The sequence below is a fragment of the Bradyrhizobium sp. genome, from assembly GCF_036009065.1.
Lineage (GTDB): Bacteria > Pseudomonadota > Alphaproteobacteria > Rhizobiales > Xanthobacteraceae > Bradyrhizobium.
This window is the reverse complement of the sequence record NZ_DASYMN010000408.1, coordinates 1-2,553: the sequence shown is the minus strand read 5'-3', so window position 1 is coordinate 2,553 and position 2,553 is coordinate 1. Positions and strand designations below refer to the sequence as shown.

General features: G+C 65.8%; 2 protein-coding genes and 2 pseudogenes. All 4 read left to right on the top strand.

All coding sequences use genetic code 11. The features are described from left to right. A pseudogene (locus VGP39_RS24720) lies at positions 1 to 648 on the top strand (IS110 family transposase); the annotation flags it as partial. Continuing rightward, a pseudogene (locus tag VGP39_RS28230) lies at positions 639 to 776 on the top strand (hypothetical protein); the annotation flags it as partial. The pseudogenes VGP39_RS24720 and VGP39_RS28230, both read left to right, overlap by 10 nt. Positions 777 to 875: 99 nt before the next feature. Next, a complete protein-coding gene (locus tag VGP39_RS24715; protein ID WP_327570713.1) occupies positions 876 to 1,055 on the top strand; it encodes a hypothetical protein in 180 nt (59 codons plus the stop codon). A 223-nt stretch (positions 1,056 to 1,278) separates the two neighbouring features. After that, positions 1,279 to 2,328 (top strand): IS30 family transposase, encoded by a 1,050-nt coding sequence (locus VGP39_RS24710; protein ID WP_327570712.1) that lies wholly within the window; start codon positions 1,279 to 1,281, stop codon positions 2,326 to 2,328. Positions 2,329 to 2,553 lie beyond the last annotated feature (225 nt).

Sequence of the window (2,553 nt, the reverse complement as noted above, 5' to 3'; positions counted from 1 at the left end):
CTGGAAGGCCACTTCGAACTGATCGTCGGCAACGCGCATCACATCAAGAACGTGCCCGGCCGCAAGACCGACGTGAAGGACGCTGAGTGGATCGCGCAGCTGGTGCGCCACGGCCTGGTCGCCAAGAGCTTCGTGCCCCCGCCGGCGATCCGCGACCTGCGCGAGCTGGTGCGGCACCGGCGCACCCTGATCGAGACGCGCACGGCGGGGCGCAACCGGGTTCTGAAGCTGCTGGAGGGCGCCAACATCAAGCTCTCGGGCGTGGCCAGCGACGTGTTCGGCGTCTCGGGCATGGCCATGCTGGAGGCGCTCGCCGCCGGCACGAACAACGCTTCCGAGATGGCGGGCCTGGCGCGCGGGCGGATGCGGTGCAAGCACGCAGCCCTCGAGGCCGCGCTCGACGGCCGCATGCGCGAGCACCAGCGTTTCCTGCTCGGCATGCAGCTGCGCACCTTAGGGACGATCGATCAGGACCTGGAAGCACTCGACGCCCGCATCAAGGCTCAGCTTGAGCCCTATCAGGCGCAGCACCGGCTGCTGATGCAGATCCCCGGCGTGGACTGGGTCACGGCGGCGTCCATCATCGCCGAGATCGGCGCCGACATGGACGTGTTCGCCAGCGCACGCCGGCTGGCCGCATGGGCGGAGCTGGCGAAGGTTCCGCTGGCGAAGCCAGTGGAATGCCAGCGGAGGGCGGGGTCGCACCGGGCAACTATGAAAGTGCCGGCAAACCGAAGGGCACCGGCACGCGCCGGGGCAACGTGTTCCTCAAGTCCGCGCTGTTCGCCGCCGCCGCCGCGGTGCGGACCAAGGGCAGCTACTACCGCGACAAGTACAACCGCCTGCGTGCCCGCCGCGGCCCGGTGCGGGCGATCATGGCCATCGCGCACAAGCTGCTCATCGCCGCGTTCCACATGCTGAGCACGGGCGAGGCTTTCCGCGACCTTGGCGAGAGCTATCTCGACCAGGTCGCCCGCAAGCGCTCCACCGCCAGGCTGGTCCAGCGCCTGAGCAACCTGGGCTACGATGTCATGCTCGTCCCAAAGGCAGCGTAGCCTCCCTGCCCACCCGTCCGAGGTTTATTTCCTTAACAGTGTCCGGAGGTTTTTGAGACAGTATTTTAGAGCCCGTTTGAAAAAGGTCACCGGATGCAACAGCTAGCGCATTGCAGGCCGCAACGGCCCAAGATTTTGTGGCGGTCGAGCCTTTTCAAACGGGCGGCGGATTCGAGTTTCGTAGCGAACACCAGCGTTGCCCTGAAAGGTTTACGGTGGTGCGATGGCAGTTCAGAGACGTCGGCTGACGGTGGTTGATCGCACGATCATCGAGTTGCGGCGGCGGGACGGCTGGAGCATCCGCTTGATCGCGCGGGAGCTGGGCCGCTCGTCGGGCACGATCTGCGATGAGATCGGGCGGCACGGCGATGCCGCGGGCTACCTGGCGGCAACGGCCGAAGTGGATGCCGCGGCCAGCCGCCGCCGGTCCGGCCGCAAGCCGCGGCTGATGCCGGATGGGCCGCTGTTCGCCGAGATCGCCGGTCTATTGCGGCTTGGTTGGTCGCCTGAGCAGATCTCGGGTCGGCGCAAACGGATTGAGAATGGCATGGAGCAGCCTTCCGGCCTGCGGGTCTCGCACGAGGCGATCTACACCGCGCTCTATGCTCTGCCGCGTGGCGAACTGCGGCGCGAGCTGTTGTCCTATCTGCGCCAGGCCAAGCCAGTGCGAGGCCGCAAGCCGAAGGGTTCCGAACGGCGCGGCAAGCTCTGCAACATGACCAACATCAAGGAGCGGCCTGAGGAGATTGAGGGCCGCCTGGTGCCGGGGCACTGGGAGGGCGATTTCATCCTCGGGGCCGGGGGCGCCAGCGCCGTGGGCACGCTGGTGGAGCGCACCACCCGTCTGGTCGTGCTGGTGCATATGCCGACCCGCAAGGCCGAGGTCGCAGCCTCGGCCTTTGCCGGCGCGCTGAACGCCATCCCCGCCCCGCTGCGCAAGACGCTGACCTACGACCAGGGCAAGGAAATGGCTGGCCATGCAGGCCTGGCCGCGCAGACCGGCATGCGCATCTTCTTCGCCGACCCGCACTCACCCTGGCAGCGGGGCGCCAACGAGAACACCAACGGCCTGCTGCGCCAGGACCTGCCGAAGGGCAGTTCCCTGGCCGGGCTGGGCCAGAACGACCTCGACCTGGTGGCCGCCTGCCTCAACGATCGGCCCAGGAAGACACTCGACTACGCCACGCCGAACGAGGCCTTCAACAGCCTGCTTGCCAAACTGGCCAGCGGGCGCGAGACATCAAACGCCGATACTGTTCGCTTTGGAGGTTGAATTCGCCGAGCTTTTGCTACGCATCTATATAAAAACCGAAACGAGCGGCAGCGGCTTTGTTACCGGCCGAAGAAATTACGCCGGTTTGTGGCGCCGCTGGCGAATGGTATTGGACGATTGGAACCATCTGTTCTCAATAAATCCTCTGACACCAAGGAATAGGACTTTACGTGGGTCAGAAGGTCAGTTCGTTAGTTCGCGCCTGGTCGGTGGGGGAATTACTCC